Source organism: Streptococcus suis (genome assembly GCF_019794615.1).
GTDB classification, from domain to species: domain Bacteria; phylum Bacillota; class Bacilli; order Lactobacillales; family Streptococcaceae; genus Streptococcus; species Streptococcus suis_AI.
This window is the reverse complement of sequence record NZ_JAIMDU010000031.1, coordinates 1-21,827: the sequence shown is the minus strand read 5'-3', so window position 1 is coordinate 21,827 and position 21,827 is coordinate 1. Positions and strand designations below refer to the sequence as shown.

Below are 21,827 nucleotides of genomic sequence, written 5' to 3'. Positions count from 1 at the left end.
AGAGACTATGAAAAAGACCATCTATTGGAAGGACATTCGACAATCCATGTTGTCCTCCAAAGGGCGATTTTTATCTATTTTTAGCTTGATGATGTTGGGCTCGCTGGCACTGACAGGATTGAAGGTAACTGCTCCAAACATGGAGCGGACTGCACAGGCCTATATTGAAGCCAATCGAACCATGGATTTGGCTGTTATGTCCGAACTTGGCATCACCCAAGACGATGTGAAAGAGCTACAAACGATTGACAATGCAACTGTTGAGACAGGGTATTTCAAGGATGTAGTCATGGAAGAAAACCATCAGGCTGTTCGAGTGTTTTCAAAACCAGAAGAATTATCCCAGTACACCTTGGTGGAGGGAAATTTTCCGACCGCTGAAAATCAGATAGCCTTATCACCCTCTCTTAAAGCAAACTATCAGATTGGAGATACCTTTAGCGTCAAAGAACCAGACAAAAATGGTACAGTGCTAAAAGAAACAAGGTTCACAGTTGTAGGTTTTGTAGCTTCTTCTGAGATTTGGGACAATGTCACTATGGGAATGGCGAGTAGTGGTACAGGTCAGTTGACAGGCTATGGGGTCGTATTGCCATCTGTCTTCCAATCAGATGTCTATATGATTGCACGGATTTCCTATGATGATTTAGCGAAGTTTTCCTATGCCAGTCAAGCCTATACTGAAAAGCTAGAGGACCATAAAAAGCAACTGGAATCGCTTGTCGCTGATAATGATGAACAGCGGATTGCAAGCATTCAAGCAGACGGTCAAGAGGAAATTTCAAAGGGAGAGCAAGAAATTGCCAAAGCCCAACAGGAATTAGCAGATGCTGAGAAGGATATCCAAGAAGGCAATGCTCAGCTGGCAACAGGTCGGGAAGAATTTGCGCGTGGAAGGGCTAAAATCATTCAATCGGAAGCAGAACTTGCGGCGACCCAGAACACTCTACTCGAGACAAAATCACGCTTGGAAGCCAGCAAACAGCAATTGGATGAGTCCAAGAAAAAATTGGATCAAACAAAAGCCTTCTTGGATGCGAGTTCAGCAGAGCTTTCACAATCCGCTCAGCAATTGGAAAAAGCTCAGGGAGAATTAGACAAACAAAATGTCCAATTAAATGAATTGGCAGCAACCATATCAAGCGGAAGAAACGAATGGTATCAAGGGCAGAACGATCTCAATACCCAAATAGCAAGTCAAGTGAAAGAAGGAGAAAGTCTATCAGATTACCCTGAATTATTAGCAAGTCAGGAAGCCTTAGATGCTGAAAAAATTCGTCTAGACCAATTAGAAGCCACATACGAAAAAGCTCATGAGGATTACCTAGCAGGATATGACTTGCTTCAATCAAAAAGCGCGGAATACCAATCCGGCTTGTCTCAATATGAAACCTGGAACGCAGAATACCAATCCGGCCTTGCTCAGTATAATGCTGGCTTGACCGAATACGAAAATGGCTACGCAGCCTACCAAAAAGGGGTCGCTGATTACGAATGGGGTGTTCAACAATTAGAATCCTCTAACCAAACCTTAAACCAAGAAGAACTCAGGCTCAATCAAGCTGACCAAGAATTAAGTAAGGCAACCGAAGAGTACTCCACTCAAAAAGCACAAGCTGAAAAAGAAATCACTGCAGCTCAGAGCGAAATCGAAGACGCTAAGACAGAGTTGAGCAAGATTGAAAAATCCAGCTATCAGGTCTACACACGATCGACCTTGCCGGGCAGTGATGGCTATGTAACTTATCAAAATGCCACCAAATCCATCGCAGCAGTTGGGAATGTCTTCCCTGTAGTCCTGTATTTAGTTGCCGCTTTAGTGACCTTTACCACTATGGCACGATTTGTTGATGAAGAACGCACCCAGTCTGGATTGTTTAAAGCCTTGGGCTACACCAATAAACAAATTATGGCTAAGTTTGTCTTGTACGGACTAGGTGCTGGGCTTGCAGGGGCTATCGTTGGCATCATCTTGGGAAATACAGTCCTATCTCCACTTATCTCTTCTATCATCACTGAGACAACGGTTATCGGCGCATCCACCTTGTATTTCTACCCACTGTGGACCAGTCTAGCCATCGGCTTAACGCTCTTATCCGCGGTGTTGCCTGCCTATCTGGTCGCGCAACGCGAACTCTTTGAAAAGCCAGCCAGTCTCCTCTTACCCAAACCACCAGTATCAGGCTCAAAAATCCTTCTGGAGCGCTGGCGCTTTGTCTGGTCTCGCCTCAGTTTCACCCACAAGGTGACAGCTCGCAACATCTTCCGCTACAAACTACGGATGCTGATGACCATCTTTGGCGTGGCGGGGACAGTTGCACTCCTATTCGGCGGCTTAGGCATCCGTTCCTCTATCTCTGGTGTCGTCGACCGACAGTTTGGCGACCTGCTCCATTACGATCTATTGGTGGTGGAAAATAGCAAAGCTTCTGAGGAAGAACTAGATGGTCTGTCTGATTTTCTACAGTCTGACCAAGTTCGACAGTCCTTGCCTGTAGCATTTGAACAATTAACAGAAAAAATCACCTCAAATGACCAAGAAAAAACAGCCTCCATCAGTCTTTACATCACGGATAGGGCAGATTTAGGAAATCTTGTCCAATTGGAAACAAAAAACGGAAAGGCACTCAGTCTAACAGGACGAGGCGTCATACTGACTGAAAAACTCGCACAACTGTATCATGTAACTGTTGGAGATGAAGTCAAGCTGACACTTAATGAAAAAGAAGTCGATGTCAGAGTAGATGGCATTACGGACATGTATGCAGGACATTTCATTTTTATGCTAGATGGTTATTACCAGCAGGTAACAGGTAGTCGAAAATTGGCGAATGCTTATCTAGTAGAGTTGAAAAAGGATAATGCCGATCATGTGCGAGACGTAGCCAGTCAACTCTTAGAGATGCCAGCAGTGAAAAGTTTGGTACAGAATACCTCGCTCATGGCCATGCTAACGACAATGGCAGCCTCTCTTCAGAGCGTCATGACCATTTTGGTGGTACTGTCCATCTTACTCGGACTAGTGATTCTCTACAATCTGACCATTATCAATATGTCAGAACGGATCCGTGAACTGTCCACCATTCGCGTACTTGGATTTCATCATAAAGAAGTAACCCTCTACATTTATCGAGAAACCATAGCCTTATCGGTTATCGGTATTGTGGCTGGGCTGATTGGAGGCTTCTATCTCCACCGCCTCTTACTTTACATGATTGGCTCAGACAGCATTCGCTTCAATCCAGAAGTAGGAGTAGAAGTCTATTTCATACCTATCTTTGCGATTGTAGGGATCCTAGCCTTTCTTGGTTGGTACGTCAATCACCAATTGAAAAAAATTGATATGTTAGAGGCATTGAAGTCTGTAGACTAATATATGAGGAGTAAGCTGAAAGCATACAAGTCTCAGTCAACTCCTCATTTTTATAGCTATACAGATGACTTGAATTGTGATAGAATGAACAAACTAACTATTGAGTTACAATTATATGTAAAAAACACGTAAAATGAAAACATATTCATTTTGTGAATAATAGGTTATTCACTTGAATATTTGTGAGAAATAGTGTATAAATAATAAGATAGACTATTCATGTGTACGTATTATATACGACTACAAACATAGGAGTTATTATGGAAACAAGTAGAACAAGGCGGCATAAGAAAAACCCATTTTTAACTATGTTAAATTGGGGTCTTTTTGTCCTCTATGGGGTGCTAGCAAGTTACTTAGCATTTACGATCTATCGCTATCAAATACTTAATTTTCGAGGAATTAACCATTTCTTGGTTGGAGCGATGGTAGTATTAGGAATACTTGGCGTATTTCTACTTATTAAAAGGAAGGTGAAAATTCTGACAAGTGTTTTACTACTTGTTGGAATTGCACTTTCTGGATTTGGAATCTGGGGGACTCAGAATTTGATTCAACTGGGTTCAGCAGTAAATAAGAATGCCAGCTATTCAAGCTATGAAATGCAGATTGTTGTACCCGCAGAAAGTGGCATCACAGACGTTAGTCAGGTAACGAATCTACTGGCACCAACTGATACAGACGGAGACAATATCACCAAACTACTGGATAAACTAAAGGCTGAAAAGAATGTAGATCTAACTCCAACCACAAAAGCTTCCTATTTAGAAGCCTATCAAGCAATGGTAGCTGGAGAAGGGGATGCAATGGTCTTAAACAATGTCTTCTTAGAGATGCTTCGTTCAGAAGACCCAGACATTGATTCTAAGATTAAAGTATTATACACAACAACGAATGAAATTAAAAATGAGGTTCCTGGAAATACAGTTCAGGAAAAAGGTCAGGCCATCAATATCTATATCAGTGGTATTGATACCTACGGTCCGATCACTTCGGTATCTCGATCAGATGTCAATATTATCATGACAATCAACCGTGATACAAAAAAAATCCTATTAACAACTACTCCACGTGATGCTTATGTGACCATACCGGGAGCGGGTCAAGATCAAAAAGATAAGCTCACACATGCAGGTATTTACGGAGTTGCGACTTCAGAAGCGACACTGGAGCAATTGTATGGCATCGATATTCACTACTATGCACGCTTGAACTTTACTTCATTCTTGAAGATGATAGATGTAGTAGGTGGAGTGGATGTCGAAAATACGCAAGAATTTACGAGTACACATGGCAACTATTATTTCCCAGTTGGTCAAGTACATCTAGATTCTGAACAGGCCTTGGGATTTGTGAGGGAACGCTATTCTTTAGCGAACGGTGATAGTGATCGTGGGAAGAATCAAGAAAAAGTCATTGCGACCTTAATTAGCAAGATAACCCAACCAGAAAACTTGGTCCATTATCAGGAAATTATCCAATCTTTGTCGGATTCGATCCAGACTGATATGCAATTGGAAACCATGATGGAGTTAGTGAATCAGCAGTTGGAATCAGGTGGTAGCTATACTGTTACTTCCCAATCAGTTGATGGGACAGGCAGTACAGGTGTATTACCTTCCTATGCCATGCCTGGTTATGCGCTTTATATGTTAGAACTGAATCAAGACAGTGTAGAGCAAGCAAAGGCTGCAATAAATGCCGTCATGTCAAGTCAATAGTCAAAAAGAAAATAAATTAATTTAAATTTGGAGAAATTATGAATAACCAAGAAAAAAATTCAATTGAAATTGATGTTTTAGCCTTGTTAAGAACGATTTGGAGAAAGAAATTCTTAATTCTCCTTACGGCCTTATTAACAACAGGGGTTGCTTATGCTTACAGTGCTTTTTTAGTGATACCACAATATGACGCTACGACGCGACTTTATGTAGTCAATCAGAACACTGAGGCAGGCGCTGGCTTGACCAACCAAGACCTCCAAGCTGGTAGTTTCCTGGTCAAGGACTACAAGGAAATCATCTTATCGCAAGATGTATTAAAAAATGTTACAACTACTATGGGGATTACAGAAGATATAAAAAATAAAATCTCTGTAAATATTCCAGTCGATACTCGTATTTTATCAATTTCCGTGAGAGATAGTGATCCAAATCAAGCGGCGACTATTGCAAACGTCCTTCGTGAGGAAGCAGCGAAAAAAATTATTGATGTAACAAAGGTTAGTGATGTGACAACGCTTGAAGAAGCAACTCCAGCAGAAGAACCGTCAACTCCTAGAACTAAGCGCAATATGGCCATTGGATTCGTCGGAGGTGCATTTTTTGCAACGGCACTAGTATTAATTTTAGAAATTTTAGATGATCGCGTGAAACGACCACAAGATATTGAAGAAGCACTGGGACTGACATTATTAGGTATAGTACCGCAGGCGAATAAATTAAAATAGGAGAATATTATGGCTACTTTAGAATTAGCAAAAAAGAAGCATGAGTTAGTCAAAAAGACAGAAGAGTATTTTAATGCTATCCGGACTAATATCCAATTGAGCGGTACGGACTTGAAGGTTATCGGTATCACTTCCGTAGAATCAAATGAAGGAAAAAGTACGACAGCTGCAAGTTTGGCCATTGCCTATGCACGATCAGGATATAAAACGGTACTAGTGGATGCAGATATCCGTAACTCTGTCATGTTTGGTTTCTTCAAACCATCTACAAAAATTACTGGTTTGACAGATTACCTGGCAGGAACGACAGATCTTAGTCAGGGTCTCTGTGATACTGATGTTCCAAACTTAACGGTGATCGAGTCTGGAAAGGTTTCTCCAAACCCAACTGCCTTATTACAAAGCAAAAATTTTGAAAATCTGATTACAACCTTACGTCGGTATTATGACTATGTAATTGTGGATTGCCCACCTCTTGGTCTAGTTATCGACGCAGCCATTATCGCTCAAAAATGCGATGCGATGGCTGTGGTTGTCGAGGCAGGACGTGCTAAGCGCTCAAGCGTTCAGAAAGTAGTCGAACAATTACAACAAACTGATAGTCAATTTCTCGGTGTTATCTTAAACAAATATGATGTGGCGACTGAAAGATACGGTACATATGGCAACTATGGTAATTATGGTAACTATGGTAAAAAAGCCTAAATAATAGGAGAAGTAAGATGATTGATATTCATTCCCATATTATCTTTGGTGTGGATGATGGACCAAAGACGATTCAAGAAAGTCTAGAATTGATAGGGGAAGCTCGTAAACAGGGCGTGCGTATTATCGTTGCAACTTCCCATCGTCGAAAAGGCATGTTTGAAACACCTGAAAAAGTTATCATGGCTAACTTTATGGAGTTAAAAGCTGCTGTTGCACAAGTATATCCAGAAACAACCCTTTGTTACGGCGGAGAGCTTTACTATACAAAGGATATCATCAATAAACTCGATAGGAAAAAGGTACCCACTATCAATGGGACTCAAAACGTATTGATTGAGTTTAGTATGAATACTCCATGGAAGGAAATACAAGAAGCCGTAAATGAAGTGATACTACTGGGGCTGACTCCTGTTATCGCTCACATTGAGCGATACGATGCATTGGCCTTTAAAGGAGAGCGAGTAGCAGAATTGATAGATAAAGGGTGTTATACTCAAGTGAATAGTAGTCATGTTCTAAAGCCGCATCTGATTGGGGATCCAGCAAAAACGTTTAAAAAACGGGTCCAGTATTTTTTAGAAAATGACTTGGTTCATTGTGTAGCCAGTGATATGCACAATACGACGAAACGGAAACCCTATATGCGTGATGCCTTTGCAATCATAGAAAAAGAGTATGGTGTTGACCGTGCAAAAGCTTTATTGAAGAAGAACCCCTTGATGATATTGCAAAAATAATTTTTTTGATGTCAAGTGAGCTAACAATTGATTGATGACATAGTTATATGATGGTAATTGAATTGAGACCACTCTTTAAATTTGCCCTGTCATCTGGAAATAGGAGATTATAAAATGATAAATATTAATGGGTACCGTCGATTACGCTTGGCATTTTTGGAGCTAGTTGGAGTAGCTGTAGCTATCTTTTTAACCTATCAATTCCCAAATTCAGACTTAAATCGTATTAGTATACTATTGGTATTAGCTCTACATTTTATTGCTTTTTATGTGTCACGAATGGCAAGTGATTTTGAAAGTCGGGGGCACTTTGTTGAGATTGAAAAAGTAATGGTTTATACTTTGTTCTTTGGGTTATTATTGACTTTTTTCTCATTTATGCTAGAAGATAGTTTTACGATTTCTAGAAGAGGGGTTATCTATTTTTCAATCATTAATTCTATCTGTATCTACGGAGTTAATTATATTGTAAGAAAGTATAAGTATGTTTTTTTGGTAACGATCGAACAACAAAAAAATACCTTAGTTATCACGACATCTGAAAGACTCCATTTGATGCAGGGACTCTTTGAATCAGAAAATTTACCAATCCGTTATTTAGCTGGAATGGTAATTATGGGAGAGACAGAGGAAACGTTGTCCTTGAGTGTTCCTCTTGTTCATTTTGATGATGCAATAGAGTTTGCTACACGAGAGGTTGTCGATCATGTCTTTATCAATTTACCAAGCGAATACTATGATATAAAAACTATTGTATCTGAGTTTGAAGTATTAGGGATTGATGTGAGTGTGGATATAAATTCCTTTGACTTTAAAGCTTTGAAAAATAAACGAATTAAGCAAGTCGGAGACCACAGTATTGTTACCTTTAATTCAAATTACTATAAACCAAGTCACATTTTTATCAAGCGAGTGCTTGATATACTTGGAGCACTCGTTGGTTTATTGATTTGTGGTATTGTTTCTATTGTTCTAGTTCCATTGATTCGGAGAGACGGTGGTCCAGCAATTTTTGTTCAGAAACGAGTTGGAAAAAATGGTCGGATTTTTAAATTTTACAAATTCCGTTCCATGTATATTGATGCTGAAGAGCGAAAAAAAGAACTTTTATCACAAAATCAGATGCAGGGTGGAATGTTCAAAATGGACAATGATCCAAGGATTACACCAATTGGTCATTTTATTCGGAAAACCAGTCTTGATGAATTACCACAATTCTTTAATGTATTGATGGGGGATATGAGTCTGGTGGGAACTCGTCCACCTACTGTGGATGAATTTGACAAATACACACCAAGTCAGAAACGGCGACTCAGCTTCAAGCCAGGCATTACAGGCTTATGGCAAGTTAGTGGAAGAAGTAACATTACTGACTTTGATGAAGTTGTTAAGCTCGATGTTGAGTACATCGATAATTGGACTATTTGGTCGGACATTAAGATTTTATTAAAAACAATTGAGGTAGTTATTAAGGGCGAGGGGAGTAAGTAGAATATATTATGAAAGTTTGTTTAGTAGGTTCTTCTGGTGGACATTTAGCACACTTGAATATGCTAAAACCCTTTTGGAGTGAACATGACCGCTTCTGGGTTACATTTGATAAAGAAGATGCAAGAAGTATTTTAAGTGATGAAAAATTTTATCCGTGTTATTTTCCGACTAACAGAAATTTTAAAAATTTGATAAAGAACACTTTCTTAGCACTTGAAATTCTAAGAAAAGAAAAACCTGACGTTATTATTTCATCAGGAGCAGCGGTAGCAGTTCCATTTTTTTATCTGGGTAAACTGTTTGGAGCGAAAACGGTCTATATAGAAGTATTTGATAGAATAGATAAACCGACTGTGTCTGGAAAGTTGGTGTATCCAGTGACGGATAAATTTATCGTTCAGTGGGAGGAATTGAAAAAAGTCTATCCCAAAGCTATTAATCTGGGGAGTATTTTTTAATGATTTTTGTTACAGTGGGAACCCACGAGCAGCCCTTTAATAGACTTATTGAGGAAGTTGATCGTTTAAAAAAAGAAGGAGTCATAACAGATGAGGTATTCATCCAGACAGGATTTTCAACATATAAGCCTCAATATTGTAACTGGAAGAGTATTATCTCTTATTCTGAGATGGAAGACCATATGGCGAATGCAGACATTATTATTACACATGGTGGACCAGCGACATTCATGGGAGCAATTGCCAAAGGTAAAAAACCGATTGTTGTTCCAAGATTGGAGAAATTTGGTGAGCATGTAAATGATCATCAGCTTGAGTTTGCTGAACAGGTTTCTGAACGATTTGGAAGCATTATTGTTGTAGAAGAAATTAATGAATTACAGAATTATTTTAACTTAGATCTAAATTCGATTGAAGTTTCTAAATCGAATAATCTAAGATTTAATAATCAATTGAAACATGAAATAGAAAGTTTGGTTAATTGAATGATTCCTAAAAAGATTCATTATTGTTGGTTTGGTGGAAATCCGTTACCCGAGACTGTTCAAAGATGTATTAACTCATGGAGAAAATTTTGTCCTGATTATGAAATAATAGAGTGGAACGAATCAAATTATAACATTCATAAAATTCCATTTATCGCGGAGGCTTACGATGCGAAAAAATATGCCTTTGTGTCTGATTATGCTCGCTTAGACATTATTTATAACGAAGGTGGGGTATACCTTGATACAGATGTGGAATTGATAAGATCATTAGATACTTTATTAAGTAATAATTCTTTTATTGGCATGGAGTTTGCCGGAGAGGTGAACACAGGATTGGGCTTTGGTGCTGAAAAACATCATAAGTTTATCAAAGAAAATATGGAAATTTATAATAATCTTAAATTTGATGCCAAGCAAATAGTGACATGTGTAGAAATTACGACGTCGTTGTTAAAAAAATATGGATTAATAAGTAAAAATATTATCCAGGATGTAGCTGGATTAACAATCTATCCAACAGAATATTTTTGTCCTTATAATATGGAGACGAGGAAAACTTTAATCACTGATAACACATATTCAATTCACCATTATGATGCTACTTGGTATGGTACTGGAATTAACGCAAAAATGAAGAAAATCTTTTTACCTATAAAAATTAAGATACGTATTTTTATTGATAAGGTTTTAGGAGAAGGGACTTATGAGAAACTTAAACAATATTTCAAAAAATAAATCTTCCATGGTATTCAATTATGAAGATATATATTGTTGTTTTGTTTTCATTGTTATCTATCTAAAATCTGTTTTTTCTTCTTTTGCAGATCAAATCTATAATATTTTTTTGATTTTATTTGTTTTATTCATTTTTTTAAAATTATTGAATCAAAAATACACCCCTACTCAACTATTCTCTTTATTAGTTTTGGGAAGTCTTTCAATATTTAATGCATTTATTTCTAAGGATTTTTCATTGTTAGTAGCCTTGTTATTCTTTTTTGGTATGAAAGATATTAATGTAGATAGAGTATTATCTACTGTATTGGTTGCTAAGATTTCTTCTTTTTTATATGTTCTATTTTCTTATATATTACATTTTAGGAGCTCTTCAGCAATTTTATTCAATAGGACATCTGAGGTAGTTACCAGGTATAGTTTTGGATTCGGTTCACCAAATACATTTCATGCGAGTTTTTCTTTTATTCTCTTTTTAATTATTAGTAAATATTATGATCGTATCAAAGGAATACATATTATTGGTATGTTACTTTCTAATGAGTTTATTTATTTTTTTTCTCAATCAAGAACTGGGAGATATAGTGTCTTACTTGTGTTATTATGCCTTTTTGTGATGAAATCTACCAGGAAAATAGGAGTATATTTTTTGAAAACGGTTCCGTATTTGGCAACAATAATGTTTTTTTTCACTGTTTCAATGTCAACAATTTTTAAAGGGACGAAAGTTTATGATTACTTAAATACTCTACTATCTGGAAGGTTATTTTATAATAATGCAATTTTAGATCATACTCCGTCACTCTTAGGTGAAAATATAATGGGGTATATATATTTTACTAGAGAAGGGTACGTATATCAAATGATACATGATAACAGCTATATGGCAACTTTTGCATTGTCAGGTTCTATATTGATGACTCTCTTACTTTGGTATTATTATATTGTTTCTAGAGAATTGCTAATAAATAAAAGGTACAACTTGTTATTTTTATTTATTTCAATAGCAGTTTATACATTCATGGAAGATTATATAAGATATATTTATTTTGATTTTCTGTTTTTTGTTTGTGGCTCTTTCTTCTATAATCAATTAACTTTAGAGAGGAATACGGAATAATGCTATATATTGTCACTCCAACATATAATAGAGCTAAAGAACTATGTATTTTGTATAAAACTTTGAAATCGCAAACATGTTTGGATTTCAAATGGTTGGTAGTAGATGACGGCTCAACAGACGAAACGCCACTTTTGATTGCTAAATTTCAAGAAGATAGCTGTGTTGCAATTGATTATCTCAAAAAAGATAATGGGGGTAAACATACCGCTTATAATTTGGCATTGGATTATATGTCTAAAATTGATTGTCATATAGTAGTTGATAGTGATGATTGGCTTGCGATGGATGCTGTCGAGCAAATCTTACAAGACTTAGAAAAGACTTCAAATAAAGAAATAGGGATTGTTTATCCAAGATACGGTAGGGATTCTAGTCCTCAGTGGCTTTCTGATAACGTTAAATATGTTTCAATTCCTGATATAAAGTTGAAATACGGGCTTTCAATCGAGACTGCAATTGTTATTAAAAATTTATTCATTGGTCAATTGAGACTTCCTTCATTTGAAGGGGAGAAGTTTTTGTCTGAAGAAATTTTTTATATTATGCTATCGGAGTTTGGAAAATTTCTTCCTCTTAATAGAAGAATATATTTTTTTGAATATCTAGAACATGGTCTAACTAATAATCTTTTTCATCTGTGGAAGAAGAACCCCAAGAGCACTTATTTATTGTTTAAAGAGAGAAAAAAATATATCCTGCAAAATTTATCAGGTTTTAACCGAATTGTTGAATTGTTTAAAGTGTCCTTGAATGAACAAGCATTATCGCTAGCAACATCAAAGAATGAAAATATTCCCCAAGAGCTATCTGTTGGGGAACGTATGCTAAAACCATTGGCGTATTTATTTTATTTAAAAAGGTATAAATAGGAATAAGTATCATAGTGAGGAGATATTGTGAATAATGAGTTAATCAGTATTATTGTTCCTGTATACAATGTTGAAAAATACATTGCTAAGTGTTTGGACTCTTTAGTTAACCAAACATATTTAAATATAGAAATACTTCTAATTGATGATGGATCTACAGACAAATCATTATCGATATGTAAGAAGTATGCTGCAGTTGATTCTCGAATTAAGCTTTTTTCTAAAGAGAATGGCGGCGTTTCTAGCGCTCGGAATCTAGGTCTTCTACATGTTCAAGGAGAGTACGTTGTGTTTGTAGATTCAGATGACTTTGTATCTCCAAAATATTGTGCACATTTATATCAACTTGCTATAAATACTAAGTCAGAGTTAGCTTCTGTAAGTCGTTATAACATTTTGAATAAAGAGGTGGTAAAGATATCTGATTTATCTTTTAATCAAATAACATCAGATGAAGCCTTAAGAAAATTTTTTTTAGGTGAGGGAATAAATTGTTATCTTTTTTCAAAAATATTTAAATATGAAACAATAAAAGGACTCCAATTTGATGAAAGTTTAGAATCAGCAGAGGACGTTTTGTTTATTTATCAAACTCTTAAGAGCATAAATTTTGCATCTATGGATGGTACGGTTGCAGATTATTTTTATATTATCAGAGAAGGTTCTTTAACAAATAAAAGACTGACTTCATCAAGAATTGATAGCTCCATTAGAGTTGCGGAATATATTACTAGAGATTGCAACAGCAACAAGAAATTGAAAATGTTAAGTGAAATTAATGAAATATCATTAAAGGGTGAGGTTCTTGAGTGGATTTCATTAAATAGTGAACTTAGAATTGAGTTTGAAGAATATTATAATATCATACTGAGAGAAGTTAGAAAGTTTAAATTGTTCCATAAAGTTCAATATCTAACTTTAAAAAAATTTATTAGGCTTATATTATTAAAAGTTAGTCCTAGATTAGTTACAATCTTAAAAAATAAATAGGTATCCCGGAAGGAGTTTTCATGGATTTTAATAGTACCCCCCTTGTTTCAATTATAATTCCAATTTATAATGTAGAAAATTATTTAGAACAGTGTATTATATCGGTAATTCATCAAACTTATAAGAATTTAGAAATTATTTTAGTAAATGACGGTTCTCCTGATAATTCACTCGAAATTTGTGAACAATGGAAAAGAGCAGATTCACGTATTAAGCTTATTAATAAAGACAATGGTGGACTGTCAGATGCTAGAAATTGTGGATTAAGAGTTTCAAGTGGCGAGTTAGTTTTATTTGTCGATTCCGATGACTGGATTTCAATTAACATGGTTGAAAATATGGTCAATGAAATGATTCAGAATGATGTTGATTTAGTTGTTTGCGATTTTATTAGAGCTTTTCCAGATGGTTTTATGGAGAAAAATAATAAGCAAGATTTTCCTCCAAAAGTTGTTTCAGTTGATGAATTTTTAAAATTAGTCTTAGAGGATAAAGTTGTAACAAACCATGCTTGGAGAAGACTATATAAGAAAAAATATATCCCCGAAGAGGTGTTTCCGAAAAATAGAAATTTTGAAGATATCTTTTCTACTCCAAAATTTGTCAAAAATATAAGTAAAGTATTAATCGTTAATGATGCATATTACTATTATCGTTTTAATGACAGTAGTATTGTAAATAATTTAAATTATAAAAATGTGAAAGATCATTTTGACGCTTTTTTGACGTCAAATTCTATTGTCATGAATTCTTACCCAAGTTTAGCACCATATGTTCAAAAAGCGTTACCAAGGCAGTTAAAGGTAATTTTCAGAGATGCTAAGAAGGTAATTCCCCAGGATAATGAGATCAAAAATCTGATACAAGATATCAAATTTTCGTTGAAATCCTATAGTATTTTTAAAACTGCAAGCAGGAAAGATTTTTTTGACTTATTAGAACTTAAATATTTTAATAATCTTCACTATTACTTTAAAAAACTTAAAGATAATAAAATATTACGAAGAATAGCTAAACAATTTATAGCTATTCCCAAATCTCTGAACGTCAAAAAACAATTATCAGAGGATACATCTGATACTTTTTATATTATAGGATCACCTAGACACGGTAATTTGGGGGATTTGGCACTTATCAAGGGTGAAATGGAATTTATAAAAAAATATTTCCCGGATTATGTAGTTAATGAAATTACATGGGATAAGATTAAGTATATAAATAATAAAATTAACTTAACAAGCAATAATAACATTTATGCATTACATGCTGGAGGAAATATCGGTACTTTATATCCAGAAATTCATCTAGATCAAGAAGTAGCTTTGAGTAATATTAATTCGAATAACTTAATGATATTTCCACAGACTCTTTACTATGATACGTCAACTCAATTTGGAAGAGAGTTGTTGGAAGAGAGTTGCAAATTATACCAAAGTAAGGACATTCAGATTTTTACACGAGAGAAGTCATCCTTTGATTTTGTTTCACAAAAATTCCAAAACATTGATGTGTCACTAGTTCCGGATATTGCTTTAATGATAGATGGTACTGAATATTCAAAAGCAGTGGTGGAAAGAGATAGTCTTTTCTTATGTTTAAGAAATGATAGTGAACGTACTTTAACTAATGAAAAATTAGATATTATTTTAACAAAGTCAGAGCAATATTTTGGCAGTAATATAATCGAAGGTGATACCCATCGCTACAATGATGACGTTGATGACGATACTTTCAAGTATGTCGAACCATTGCTCGAAACGATTGGTACAAAACGTATGATGGTTACGGATCGTTTGCATGGTATGATATTTGCAGCTATTACTAATACTCCGTGTATTGTTATTACAAGTAAGAGTCCTAAGGTGAAAGGAGTTTATCAATGGATTAAGCATTTACCTTATATTAAACTTGTTGAAGATCTAGAAGATCTTGATAATGCTTTTGAAGCAGTGTTAGCAGTTGAAAATCCTCATTTTGATAACAGTAATTTACAACAGGAGTTTGAAAAGATGGCTAATTCAATTAGAAATGGTTTGGAGAATAGGAAATGAACAGTGAGAGTAGTAGAACTTCAAATTCAGTAAAAAATGTCATTTCAAATTTTTCTTATCAAATATTACTGATAATATTAGGTTTTGTCAGTAGAACTATATTTCTTCGAGTATTAAGTATTGAGTATTTAGGTATTCAGGGATTATTTAGTGACATTTTAAGTCTTTTGTCTATGGCTGACTTAGGATTTAATACAGCAATGACATTTAGCCTATATAAACCTCTTGCGGAAAAGGATACAAATACAATTAGTGGGTTAATTAACTTTTACAAAAAAGTTTATAGAATAATTGCGATTACTATTTTTCTGATTGGAGTTCTACTTATTCCCTTTCTGAAGTTTATTGTTAATTTAGAGAATACCTTACCTCACATTTCTCTCTACTATTTTCTGTACTTACTAAATACAGTAGCATCTTATTTAGTAGTGTATAAAACTATTATATTACAAGCAGATCAAAAGGCACATATTGTAACTAAATATAGTAGTATTTTTAGCACATTGCAAACTATATGTATGTTGGTATTCCTAATAATTACGCATAATTTCTTAATATATTTAAGCGTTCAAGTTATTTTTACATATTTTTCCAATTTTTATATTTCTTCTGTAGCTAGCCGTCTTTATCCTTATATTAATGATGAAGTTAGCTTACCGAAGGATAAGACAAAAGGAATTTTTGATAATATTAAGTCTGTTTTTATATATAAAGTTTCTAGTGTGTTAATTAATGCTACAGATAATACCCTTATATCTATCATCATTGGCACTGTAGCAACTGGACTATACTCTAACTATACCATGATTATTTTGAAGCTTACTTCATTAATTAATACAGTATTCTATTCGTTAACATCGAGTTTAGGTAATTTGATTATTACAGAGGGGAAGGAAAAAAGATTTCAAATTTTTCAAGTATTACAAACAATCAGCAATATATTTAGTATTGTATGTGTTACACTAGTCTTGTTTCTAGTTCAAGACTTTATTAAAATATGGTTAGGTAATGAATATTTATTGGATAATATGGTTGTATATGCAATTGTTTTGAACTTTTATTTTTCAATTTCTTTATTACCGATATGGGTTTTTCGAGAGGCAACGGGATTATATAATCAGATAAAGTATGTCATGTTGATTACCGCAGTCTTAAATTTGATTATTTCCATTACTTTAGGTAATTTGATTGGTTTGTCCGGAATTCTTTTTGCTACTTCTATTTCAAGAATACTTACTTATTTTTGGTATGAACCTGTTTTATTGTTTAATAAATATTTTGGTCACTCAAGCAAGGTTTATTTTGGAGCACTCTTAAAAAGTTTATTTTTACTAGTAGTGATTGCTATAATATCCCTAGGAATTTCAAGATTTGTTGTTGTTAATAATATTACGTCATTGATGTTAAAAGGAATAATCCTGTTTTTAGTTAGTTCAACTTGTGCTATATTTTTTTACCGTAATAGTGAAGGGTATAGATTTTTAAAGAAAAAAATTTCGGAGCGATTTTGAGTTCAATTTTTTAAAGGTGGAGCAAGTATGCAAGTAATATTATCGAGTTTATGGTTTCTGTATTTATCTTTAACATGTTTTTTGTTTATATTTCTCTATAAAACTGAGAAATAAAGAACAGCTTCATATAATAATTCATTTTTGAATAAAGAAAATACAAATATTCTAAAAGGGGCCTCGGAAATAATTGTGTTCATACATCATGTATCGCTTTTTTTAAGTAATGATCACACGATTATAAATCAAATATTAAGTCATGTTGAATTCTTAGCTGTTTCAATCTTCTTATTTGTAAGTGGATTCGGTTTAATGACACAGTTTAAGAAAAGAGGAGAGGAATAATTCAATGATTTCTTCACTCACAAAGTCTTAAGAATATTTATGACTTTCATTTTTTCAATTATTTTAGTAAGTTGTCTTAGCAATCTATTTTTAAATACAAACTATGGAGCGAGTGATATTATAAAGTCATCGCTATTTATGAAATTTGCTGATGGTAGAGAATTATGGTTTATTGGAATAATTATTTATTATTATTGCGCTTTTTATTTTTCCTATCATTTTGTTAAAATAAAAAAAGTTTGATTTTGGTTACTGATTGCTAATTTCCTTATGTGGATGTTGATTAATAAGTATTTTAAGAATGGTACTTGGTATTATAATTCTGCAATTTCTTTTATTATTGGTATTTGGGTTGCAAATCGTCATCAAAAAATATTTGAATATGTTGTGAAAAGATTTTCTGCATATATAGTGATATGTAGTTCTGCTTTTCTTTTAGTAATGTATCTTTATATTTTTAAGGAATTCAGTGTGTTGCAATTATTAGCGCCTCCCCTATTTATTGCGGTGATTATTTTAATTGTTATTAAATGTAAACTTAAGTCTAGATTTTTAGAATTTATGAATAGTATTTCATTAGAGTTTTATTTGATTCAAATAGTTATGATGGAAATTTTTTGGGGAAATTCTAAGTCAGTACACAGTATAACATTCTTTCTAGTATTTGTTATGACTGTTGTTTTATCAAAGTTTTTAAATTTAACAATCAACTATGTTTTTAGAGCAATTTCTCATAAAAGGCTATGAGTTAAATAATAAAGTGAGATTTTTATGAAAAAAGTTAGAAAAGCAGTAATTCCTGCAGCGGGTCTAGGAACTCGATTTTTGCCAGCGACAAAGGCTTTAGCAAAAGAAATGTTGCCGATTGTTGATAAACCAACTATTCAATTTATTGTAGAAGAGGCCTTGAAATCAGGTATCGAGGATATTTTAGTTGTGACTGGTAAGTCAAAGCGTTCAATTGAGGATCATTTTGATTCAAACTTTGAATTAGAATATAATTTACAAGAAAAAAATAAAGATGATCTCCTTAAGTTAGTTGACGAGACGACAAGTATTCATTTGCATTTTATTCGTCAGTCTCACCCTCGTGGTCTTGGTGATGCGGTTTTACAGGCAAAAGCATTTGTTGGTAATGAACCATTCGTAGTCATGCTTGGGGATGATCTTATGGATATTACTGATGGGCAAGCTTTGCCATTGACCAAACAACTGATGAAAGACTACGAAAAGACGCTTGCTTCGACAATCGCAGTCATGCCTGTACCTCATGAAGAAGTCTCAGCTTACGGTGTTATTGCACCACATGGTGAGGGGAAAGACGGTCTATACAGTGTAGATACATTTGTAGAAAAACCAGCACCAGAAGATGCACCTAGCGATCTTGCAATTATTGGTAGATATCTATTAACACCAGAAATCTTTGAAATTTTGGAAAATCAGAAACCAGGTGCGGGTAATGAAATTCAATTGACCGATGCGATTGATACTTTAAATAAGACTCAGCGAGTATTTGCTAGAGAGTTTAAAGGGAAACGATACGATGTTGGTGACAAATTTGGATTTATGAAAACTTCCATCGATTATGCGCTTCAGCATCCACAAGTAAAGGAAGACTTAACGAACTTTATTATTGAACTTGGTAAATCTTTAGAAAATGAGTAATTATAAATAATTCAATTTTTTTATTACTGTTATATTTATTATTGAACACATTTTTTTGCAACAATAAACAACAAATGATATACTTTGTATATCATTTTTTTGTTGAGGTGTTAAAATGAGCAACAGTGTGTTTACAATGGAAGGTTTTAAAAATATTGTACTTAAAAAAAGAAAAGAGTTAGGATTTTCCCAACAAGAACTAGCTGATAAGACTGGTATTAATCGTGCGATGATAAGTCGGATTGAACAAGGAGATTATATTCCATCTATTCCGCAACTTGAAAGCTTATCTAAAGCGTTGGAGTTTGATCTTGCTTCGTTGTTTGTTTCGAGCAGCAAGCCTACTTCAGTGGCCAAAATCGCAAAGTCAAATATCGCTGTTGCAGGTACGGGTTATGTTGGTTTATCTAATGCTGTACTACTGGCTCAACACCATCATGTAGTTGCGGTAGATGTAGTTCCTGAAAAAGTCGACTTGATCAATGCTAGAAAATCTCCGATTCAAGATGATTATATTGAACAATACTTAGCTGAAAAAGAGTTGGATTTGGTAGCAACCTTAGATGCGGAAAAAGCATATAAAGAAGCTGAAATTGTCATCATTGCTGCACCTACCAACTATGACAGTGCAAAGAATTATTTTGATACAGGTCACGTTGAAACGGTAATTGAAACTGTCTTGAAAGTGAATCCAGATGCCTTGATGGTGATTAAGTCAACTATACCTGTAGGTTTTACGCAAGCTGTTCGCAAAAAATATGGGACGAAAAATATTATTTTCAGTCCTGAATTTCTTAGAGAGTCCAAAGCCTTGTATGATAATCTCTATCCTTCACGGATTATTGTTTCATATGAGAAAGATGACAACAAAGCAGTGATAGCTGGCGCAGATAAATTTGCTGCATTGTTACAAGAGGGAGCTTTGAAGTCTGATATTGAAGTACTTCATATGGGATCAACAGAAGCAGAAGCAGTGAAGTTATTTGCAAATACCTATTTAGCTCTTCGTGTTTCCTATTTCAATGAATTGGATACCTATGCTGAATTAAAGGGACTGGATACGAAATCAATCATACGTGGAGTTGGTTTAGATCCTCGGATTGGGGAACATTATAACAACCCATCCTTTGGCTACGGTGGCTATTGTTTACCAAAAGATACCAAGCAACTATTGGCAAATTATGATGCGGTGCCACAAAATATGATGACAGCCATTGTTGATGCGAATCGAACTAGAAAAGACTTTATTGCTGATCAGGTACTGAAAATGGCAGGCTATTATGATTACTCTACGCATGATCAATTCTCTCAAACAGTTGAGAAAGAAGTTGTGATTGGTATCTACCGTCTTACAATGAAGAGTAATTCGGACAATTTCCGTCAAAGCTCTATCCAAGGTGTCATGAAACGCTTGAAAGCCAAGGGTGCCAAAGTCATTATCTTTGAACCTACCTTGGAAAATGGATCAACCTTCTTCGGTTCAAAAGTCGTAAACAACTTGAAACAGTTTAAAGCAATAAGTCAAGCAATCGTCGCAAACCGATATGACAGCGTTCTAGATGACGTACAAGAAAAAGTCTATACGCGCGATATCTTTAGACGGGATTAGATTTGAAAGTTGTAGTCGGTTGTAAATAATAATCTAAAAGATGGTTACTTTGAGAAATTTTTGTTGATTTTCTTAATCTATCTAAGAAAAAGTAATATTACTTTCCGATAACTCTCTTCAATCTGGCATAATATAGATATCATAAGAATGAACTCATTCTGAAGATGTTTGATGAGTAATATTAGAGAGGATTAAAATGGAAATTCAATTTAATACATATAGTAGTTTAGGTGGAGCTGTAAAAAAACAGTTATCAAGAGGTAGATATACCATTTCAGATAGAATTTGTAAATTAGAAATAATCATCAATAACGAAGTATCATCTATTACTTTGGATGATAACCATTATGTACCGAATGTAAAGAATTGTAGTTCGTTACCATCAGAGCCGTCAGTTAGATTATTTGACAATTTTCTTAAACAATTTATTTATAATAATGGTTCAAATTGTTCTTTAATAGACGCGTTGTTGGAGTATCAAGAGGCTAATCTTCATTACGGCTACCAAATTGAAGATAAAATATTCTATAAATTGTACAGTAAAGACGAGAAGTTATTAAATACAAGACTTCGTTCTCAGTACGGGGCCAAATTGATAGATTATTCAGCTCAACTTTCTAAAGGTGATGGAATAATATTTGATAAAGATAATATTAATGGTTTGTGGGCGATGAAGTCTAGTGAACTAAATAATATTGTTCATTGTATTGATATATATGGAGGCAATCTTTTTACTCTAGAGCTCCTGCCTGATAGCTTGTACCTTCAGACTAAAAATGAGATAATCGGACATGATTTCAAAGTAATCAGGAGTATGAAACTCTCTAAAAATCATTGGTTTCGAAAAATACAGTTACATTTTATTAATTTAAGACGTAAACTTGATATCTAGGCATAAAATGAGATACGAAAGTTTTTTAGTTGTTAAATCGGAGAGAATCATTATTTAAAGGCTTGAATAAAAAATACTATCACATATTGAACCACTTCTTGTTAAATGAACAATTTTAAGCGCCCCATAACAAGGTACCTATCCAATCATTCACTCCTCCAGTATACTGTAATAAAAAACTGGAGGATTTTTTATGTCATACCCCATCGTCCCATTGCCTGTTCCTAATGTAAGCGCCCCATAACAAGGTACCTATCCAATCATTCACTCCTCCAGTATACTGTAATAAAAAAACTGGAGGATTTTTTTATGTCACAACCCATTGTCCCATTGACT

Annotated in this window: 18 protein-coding genes; all 18 read left to right on the top strand. The window is 34.4% G+C overall.

The window, feature by feature from the left end:
- Nucleotides 1-7 precede the first annotated feature (7 nt).
- The 18 genes from K6V43_RS08825 (at nt 8) to K6V43_RS08740 (ending at nt 21,491) form a co-directional block, all read left to right on the top strand.
- Nucleotides 8-3,373, top strand: a complete 3,366-nt coding sequence (locus K6V43_RS08825; protein WP_222382717.1) for an FtsX-like permease family protein — start codon at nt 8-10, stop codon at nt 3,371-3,373.
- A gap of 260 nt (nt 3,374-3,633) precedes the next feature.
- Nucleotides 3,634-5,094 (top strand): LCP family glycopolymer transferase CpsA, encoded by a 1,461-nt coding sequence (gene cpsA / locus K6V43_RS08820; protein WP_222382716.1) that lies wholly within the window; start codon nt 3,634-3,636, stop codon nt 5,092-5,094.
- A gap of 38 nt (nt 5,095-5,132) precedes the next feature.
- Nucleotides 5,133-5,822, top strand: a complete 690-nt coding sequence (locus K6V43_RS08815; protein WP_222382715.1) for a YveK family protein — start codon at nt 5,133-5,135, stop codon at nt 5,820-5,822.
- A gap of 9 nt (nt 5,823-5,831) precedes the next feature.
- Nucleotides 5,832-6,527, top strand: coding sequence for a tyrosine-protein kinase (locus tag K6V43_RS08810; RefSeq protein ID WP_222382714.1), 696 nt, complete (start codon nt 5,832-5,834; stop codon nt 6,525-6,527).
- A 17-nt stretch (nt 6,528-6,544) separates the two neighbouring features.
- Complete coding sequence (locus K6V43_RS08805) at nt 6,545-7,267, top strand: CpsB/CapC family capsule biosynthesis tyrosine phosphatase (protein WP_222382713.1); 723 nt, start codon at nt 6,545-6,547, stop codon at nt 7,265-7,267.
- Between the two features lie 114 nt (nt 7,268-7,381).
- Nucleotides 7,382-8,758 (top strand): sugar transferase, encoded by a 1,377-nt coding sequence (locus K6V43_RS08800; RefSeq protein WP_222382712.1) that lies wholly within the window; start codon nt 7,382-7,384, stop codon nt 8,756-8,758.
- Nucleotides 8,759-8,766: 8 nt separating this feature from the next.
- Nucleotides 8,767-9,216: a PssD/Cps14F family polysaccharide biosynthesis glycosyltransferase gene (gene pssD / locus K6V43_RS08795; RefSeq protein WP_222382711.1), complete on the top strand. Its 450-nt coding sequence runs from the start codon at nt 8,767-8,769 to the stop codon at nt 9,214-9,216.
- The gene (locus K6V43_RS08790; RefSeq protein ID WP_222382710.1) at nt 9,216-9,701 is read left to right on the top strand and encodes a glycosyltransferase; all 486 of its coding nucleotides are present in this window, start codon (nt 9,216-9,218) and stop codon (nt 9,699-9,701) included. Before pssD ends, K6V43_RS08790 begins: the two co-directional genes overlap by 1 nt.
- Nucleotides 9,702-10,439: a glycosyltransferase family 32 protein gene (locus tag K6V43_RS08785; RefSeq protein WP_222382709.1), complete on the top strand. Its 738-nt coding sequence runs from the start codon at nt 9,702-9,704 to the stop codon at nt 10,437-10,439.
- Nucleotides 10,408-11,559 carry a hypothetical protein gene (locus tag K6V43_RS08780; RefSeq protein ID WP_222382707.1) on the top strand — a complete coding sequence of 384 codons (1,152 nt, stop codon included), beginning with the start codon at nt 10,408-10,410 and terminating at the stop codon, nt 11,557-11,559. The genes K6V43_RS08785 and K6V43_RS08780 overlap by 32 nt, the downstream gene beginning before the upstream one ends.
- A complete protein-coding gene (locus K6V43_RS08775) occupies nt 11,559-12,431 on the top strand; it encodes a glycosyltransferase family A protein (protein WP_222382705.1) in 873 nt (290 codons plus the stop codon). Before K6V43_RS08780 ends, K6V43_RS08775 begins: the two co-directional genes overlap by 1 nt.
- A gap of 27 nt (nt 12,432-12,458) precedes the next feature.
- Nucleotides 12,459-13,421 (top strand): glycosyltransferase family 2 protein, encoded by a 963-nt coding sequence (locus K6V43_RS08770; RefSeq protein WP_222382700.1) that lies wholly within the window; start codon nt 12,459-12,461, stop codon nt 13,419-13,421.
- Between the two features lie 20 nt (nt 13,422-13,441).
- Complete coding sequence (locus K6V43_RS08765) at nt 13,442-15,472, top strand: glycosyltransferase (protein WP_222382696.1); 2,031 nt, start codon at nt 13,442-13,444, stop codon at nt 15,470-15,472.
- Nucleotides 15,469-16,983, top strand: a complete 1,515-nt coding sequence (locus K6V43_RS08760; RefSeq protein ID WP_222382694.1) for a lipopolysaccharide biosynthesis protein — start codon at nt 15,469-15,471, stop codon at nt 16,981-16,983. Before K6V43_RS08765 ends, K6V43_RS08760 begins: the two co-directional genes overlap by 4 nt.
- A gap of 612 nt (nt 16,984-17,595) precedes the next feature.
- Nucleotides 17,596-18,072, top strand: a complete 477-nt coding sequence (locus K6V43_RS08755) for a hypothetical protein (RefSeq protein ID WP_222382684.1) — start codon at nt 17,596-17,598, stop codon at nt 18,070-18,072.
- Nucleotides 18,073-18,096: 24 nt separating this feature from the next.
- Nucleotides 18,097-18,990 (top strand): UTP--glucose-1-phosphate uridylyltransferase GalU, encoded by an 894-nt coding sequence (gene galU / locus K6V43_RS08750; protein ID WP_222382682.1) that lies wholly within the window; start codon nt 18,097-18,099, stop codon nt 18,988-18,990.
- Between the two features lie 115 nt (nt 18,991-19,105).
- Entirely contained in the window at nt 19,106-20,599 is a 1,494-nt protein-coding gene (locus K6V43_RS08745; RefSeq protein ID WP_222382681.1) for a nucleotide sugar dehydrogenase, read from the top strand.
- A 196-nt stretch (nt 20,600-20,795) separates the two neighbouring features.
- Nucleotides 20,796-21,491, top strand: a complete 696-nt coding sequence (locus tag K6V43_RS08740; protein ID WP_222382680.1) for a hypothetical protein — start codon at nt 20,796-20,798, stop codon at nt 21,489-21,491.
- Nucleotides 21,492-21,827: the final 336 nt, after the last annotated feature.